Annotated in this window: 4 protein-coding genes; all 4 read right to left on the bottom strand. The window is 74.5% G+C overall.

Annotation, left to right across the window (positions count from 1 at the left end; all coding sequences use genetic code 11):
* Positions 1–46: 46 nt before the first annotated feature.
* Positions 47–1,624 carry an alpha/beta hydrolase gene (locus AB0F18_RS38350; RefSeq protein ID WP_362069934.1) on the bottom strand — a complete coding sequence of 526 codons (1,578 nt, stop codon included), beginning with the start codon at positions 1,622–1,624 and terminating at the stop codon, positions 47–49.
* 163 nt (positions 1,625–1,787) lie between these two features.
* Positions 1,788–2,252: a hypothetical protein gene (locus AB0F18_RS38355; protein ID WP_362069928.1), complete on the bottom strand. Its 465-nt coding sequence runs from the start codon at positions 2,250–2,252 to the stop codon at positions 1,788–1,790.
* 103 nt (positions 2,253–2,355) lie between these two features.
* On the bottom strand, positions 2,356–3,429 hold the full coding sequence (locus AB0F18_RS38360; protein WP_362069937.1) for an SCO0930 family lipoprotein: 1,074 nt from the start codon (positions 3,427–3,429) through the stop codon (positions 2,356–2,358).
* A gap of 158 nt (positions 3,430–3,587) precedes the next feature.
* On the bottom strand, positions 3,588–5,045 hold the full coding sequence (locus AB0F18_RS38365) for an NADH-ubiquinone oxidoreductase-F iron-sulfur binding region domain-containing protein (RefSeq protein ID WP_362069931.1): 1,458 nt from the start codon (positions 5,043–5,045) through the stop codon (positions 3,588–3,590).
* Between the last annotated feature and the right edge of the window lie 82 nt (positions 5,046–5,127).

Genomic DNA, 5,127 nt, shown 5'->3' on the forward strand with positions numbered 1-5,127 from the left:
GAGAAGCGGGCACCGGGGGCGTGACGGACGCCCCCGGCGGCCGCGATCAGAACCGCTGGGGTCCGGCCGGGAACGGCAGCGGGGCCGGGCCCGGTACGAGGTCGCGCCGCTGCGCCGGGGCCGGAACGGTGGTGCAGGTGACGTCACGCGCCGGCAGCCGGCCGGTGGCCAGGTAGGAGCTGACCGTGGCGTTCACACAGGAGCCCGGGTCGGACAGGTACACCGTGTGCCCCTCGCCGCCGAGGGCGAGCACCATCTTCGACCCCTTGAGGGCGCGGTGCATGCCCTGCCCGCTGACCAGCGGGGTCTGCGAGTCCCATTCGTTCTGCACGGTCAGCACGTCGGCCCGGATCCGCATCGGCGTGGCCGCCTCGGCCGGACGCTGCCAGAAGGCGCACGGCTTGATGTTGGAGGCCATGTCCCCGTACAGCGGGTACCGGGCCTTGTCCCGCTCGGCGTCGCGCCGGTACTGCTCGGGATCGCGCGGCCAGGCGTCGGTGTCCCCGCACACCACCGACCAGAACACGGACATGCCGTTGTCCGAGGCGGGCTCGGCGGCCGTGCCCCGCAGGGCCTGGCGCAGGTCGGGCACGGACAGGCCCCCGGGCTGCGGAGTGCCGTCGGCGGCGGCCTTGATGGCGCTCACGACGGGGGCCGCCTGGGCCGGGGAGAAGAACAGGGGGCGGGCCTTGCGGATGTCGTCACCCGTGAGCTTCTGGCCCTGGAACTCGACCGGTTCGCGGTCCGCCCGCGCCACCAGGCCCCAGAAGGTGGCGGACACCGCCTCCGGGGTGGTCCCCAGGTGGTACTCCGCGTCGCGCTCCGCCGTCCACCGCGTCCAGCGCGCGAACGCCGGCTCGGCCTCCGTGGCCCACACCTGGAGCATCCCGCGCCAGATCCGCTGCGGGTCGACCGCGCTGTCCAGCACGAACCGGTCGGTCCGGGCCGGGAACAGCTGCGTGTACACCGCGCCCAGGTAGGTGCCGTACGAGTAGCCCAGGTACGAGATCTTCCGCTCGCCCAGGGCCGCACGGATCGCGTCCATGTCGCGGGCGGTGTTGCGGGTGGTGATGTACGGGAGCACCGCCCCGGCCTTCTCGCGGCACTTGTCCGCGACCGTGCGCGCCCAGGCCACGTCCGAGGGGAAGGTCTCGGGCCGGTAGGCGCGCTGGAGTTCCTGCTCGGCGTCGGTCATTCCGCAGCTGATCGGGCTGCTGGCGCCGACCCCGCGCGGGTCGAAGCCGATCAGGTCGTACTGCTCCCGGACCTCCTTGGGCAGGGCCGCGTCCGCCATCAGCGGCAGGCCGAGCCCCGGACCGCCCGGACCGCCGGGGTTCATCAGCAGGACGCCGCGCCGCTTGGCGGGGTCCGGGCTCTTGACCCGGGATATCGCCAGGTCGAGGGTGCGCCCCCGGGGCTGCCGGTAGTCGAGCGGCACCTTGAGCGTCGCGCACTCGTACGAGGCCGGCTGCTCGGCGCTGCACCGCTGCCAGGCGGGCTTCGGCGGCCCGTAGTCCTGGGCGGCGGCGGGATCGGCGGCGGCCTGAGTGGCCGTCAGGAGGGGCAGGGAGGTTGCGAGGAGTCCGGCGGTGGCGAGCAGGGGCGCGAGGCGTTTCAAGCGCAGCACGGAAGGGCCGTTCCTTTCGGTGAGGGGTGATTCCCCCACCTTGGAGTACGGCGGCGGCGGGCGAATCATCCCTCGCGGCGGCTCTCGTCCTCCTCGCGAATGAGGGGATTTCCGGACAACTGGCCGACGCGCCACCGGGGGTTGGCCCCCCGTACGGTGTTCAGTGGCCGCTGTGCCCGGCGCCGTTCTCGATGCTGCCGCCGAGGCGCTCGCGCAGGCCGGACAGGGCGTCCGCCGACGGGGCGGTGACGACCCAGCGGTCCCCGACCAGGTAGACGCCGCCGTACGGCTGCGCCTCGGCCAGCCAGGACCGCAGGCCCTCATCGGCGGTGAAGGTGGTCATGCGGTAGGCGCCCTGCCCGGTCTCGCAGGACCCCTGGCGCAGTTCCTCGGCCTGGGTGCCCAGCTCCGCCGTGCAGCCGAGGGCGGCGGCGATCTGCTCGACCGTCGCCGGGGCGGACGATGCGGTGGGCGAGGCGGGCGCCCCGTGGGCCGTGTGGGCCGCGGACTCCGGTTGGCCGCCGGGGTGTTCCGGAGCGGCGGCGCAGGCGCCGGCCGTGAGCACGGCGCACAGGACGGCGGCCTGCGCGAGCGCCCGGCGGATCCGGCGGTCGGACGGGGGCATGGGAACCTCACTGGCTGGTCGAGGAGGAGGAAAGCCGTGGTGCCCGGCGGGGGAGGGGGAGCCGGGCACCACGGGACCGGGGGGCGGGCGTCGGGGCCGGCGTCTAGCCGGCGGCCTTCGCCTTCTTGCCCTTGTCGGTGACGGCGAACCAGAGGCCCTGCTTGCCCTGCCCGTTGACGTCGCCCGGCTGCTTGTCACCGGTGAACGTGTAGACGGGCCAGCAGTCGATCGTCAGCTGCTCCGAACCGTCCGGCCGTTTCACCGAGCCGACCAATTCGGCGGGAATTCCGGAGACCTCCGCCTTGTCCACCGGTTTGGCGGGCTTCCAGGTGTCCAGGCAGGCGTCGAGGCAGCCGAATTTCATCGGCCAGGCACTGTCCTTGTCGAACCGGTACAGGGTCCAGCCCTCCGCGTTCTGGAGAATTCCGCCCAGTTGTGCGTTCTGCCGGACCGAGAGCGACACCTTCTTCCCGTCCGTTCCGGTATTCGCCCCCGTTCCCATGTCCATTCCCGCGCCGGCACCCATTCCGGAGCCCGAGCCCGAGCCCGTACCGGAGCCGGAGCCGGAGCCGGAGCCCATGCCCGCCATGCCCGCGCCCTTGCCGGCCGGTTTCCCGTCGGGTCCCAGGACGTGCCAGGTGCCGCCGACGCCCTCGCCGAGCGCGTCCCCCGCCTTGGCGTCCTTCGCGTAGCGGTACACCGGCCAGCCCCCGAGCGTCAGCTGCCGGGTGCCGTCGGCCCGGGTGACCGAGCCCAGCAGCGAGGCGTCGATACCCGCCCCGGCCTGCGGGTCGTCCGCCAGGACCACCGGCCATGCCTTGGCGCAGTCACCCTCGCAGTTGGACTTCGGGGGCTTGGCCGTGTCCTTGTCGAACCGGTAGAGGGTGAAGCCCTCGCCGTCGGTGACCCCGGACCCCACGTTCGGCATCTCCCGCACCTTCAGCTGCCCGGCCGGACCGCTCTTCGCGCCCCCGCCCGCCGGGGCGTCGGAGGCCCCGCCGCCGTATCCGGAACCCGACCCCGATCCGTAGTCCGACCCGTACAGGTCGAGCTGCTTGCTGTCGCTCACGGGCTTCACCGTATTCCCCTTCGAGGAGGTATCCCCGCCGGCACCGCACCCTGCCGTCAGCAGCAGTACCGCGACCGCCGCCGACCCGGCGAATATCTCACGGCGCATTGTCTTCACGATCTCTCCTTGAGGTTCTGGTTCGATCCCGTGCATTCACTGCCTTCGCCCATTCATACGGGGCCCGGGCCGGTCGGAGCCCCATTCCCCGGGAATTTGTCATTTCGCGACAGGAATGAACTCGGGGACCCGTCGCGGCCGTGCACGGCTCATTCCCGGAACCGCAGCGCCAGCGCCGGGCAGCGCCGCACCGCGCGCAGCGCCTTGGGCCGCAGCCGCGCCGGGACCGGCATGGAGGCCTGGGCCGGGTAGCCGTCCGCGTCGAGCCGTACGACGTCGGGGAGGATGTCCACGCACAGCCCGTGCCCCTTGCACAGCGTCCAGTCCACGACCAGCCGTTCCGCCCCGCCCTCCGCCTCGCGCGGCAGGGGCAGCGCCCCCGTCACCGGGCGGCCGCAGCCGCTGCCGAGCGCGTGGTCGCGGAACTCCTCGGGGAACGAGGCGAGCGCCGAGGCCACGAAGTGCGAGGTGCCGTCCGGATGGCTGCACGCGCCGCGCCGCCGCACGGCCCTCAGCCGGGCCTCCACCGCCTCCAGGGCGGCCCGGCCCCCGCCCCGGACGGCGTCCTCCAGCACGTCGGCCAGTGCGGGCAGCCCCCGTACGCAGGGCCCGCACTGCCCGGCCGACTCCTTGGCCATCCAGCGCGTCACCGCCGCCACCTCCCCGGCCGGACAGGTCTCCTCCGGCAGCGGCAGCACCGCCCCCGCCCCCAGTACCGCGCCGAAGGCGGCCAGGGACTGCCGGGACACGTCGGCGGAGCGGGCCGCCCCGGGATCCAGCCAGCGGCCGTGGTAGCCGCCGACCAGCACCCCCTGGCCGACGCCCGAGCCGCACAGGTCCAGGAGGTACGCCAGGGAGGTGCCGGACGGGGTCTCGACGACGGTGGACCCGGCGACGGTCAGCAGTACGGTCCCCGGCTCGGAGGGCAGGCCGACGGCGCGGTAGGCCGGCGCGCCCAGCCGGGCGGCGACCGCGAGTTGGGCGTAGGTCTCGGTGTTCGACAGCAGGGTGGGCACCCCGCCCAGGCCCCGTTCGCTGGTCCGCACCCGCTGCCCCGACGGCAGCGCGGGCCCGCCGTTCAGACCGCTGACGAGGGCGGTCCCCTCGCCCGTGACGAACCGCTCGGGAAGCCGGGCCACGCGCACCCGACGCCCGCCCGGGCCGCGTTCGTCGACGGCGTCCCGTACCGAGCGCTCCACGTCCGCCCGGGTGACCGCCACCACCACCTCCTCGGCGGCCACGGCGGCCGCGGCCAGCAGGGCGCCGTCCAGCACCAGGTGCGGGGCGTGCAGCAACAGAGCGGTGTCCTTGAGGCAACTCGGCTCGCCCTCACTGCCGTTGACGACGACGGCGGTGGCGGCCGCCTTTTCGCGGGCCGAGCGCATCACCGCCAGCAGCTTGCGGGCGAAGGGGAACCCCGCTCCGCCGCGGCCGCGCAGGTCGATGTCCGAGGCCAGGTCGGTGAGTTCGTCCGGGCGGAGGCGGGGCAGCGGGCCGTGCGCCGCCAGATGGGCGTCGCGGTCGAGCCACGGGGTCCGGTCGAGCCCGGTCAGCAGCCGGGGCGTGCCCACGCACCCGAGCCCGGGCCGCTCCGTCGCCCCGCTCACAGCCACCCCTCGCGCTCGGCGGGCCGCTCCCCGCCGCGCCCGTCGCCCGGGCCCGCCGGGGCGGCCGCCGCCGCGTACGGAG

It is taken from the genome of Streptomyces sp. NPDC029216 (genome assembly GCF_040648015.1).
In the GTDB taxonomy this organism is placed as follows: Bacteria; Actinomycetota; Actinomycetes; order Streptomycetales; family Streptomycetaceae; genus Streptomyces.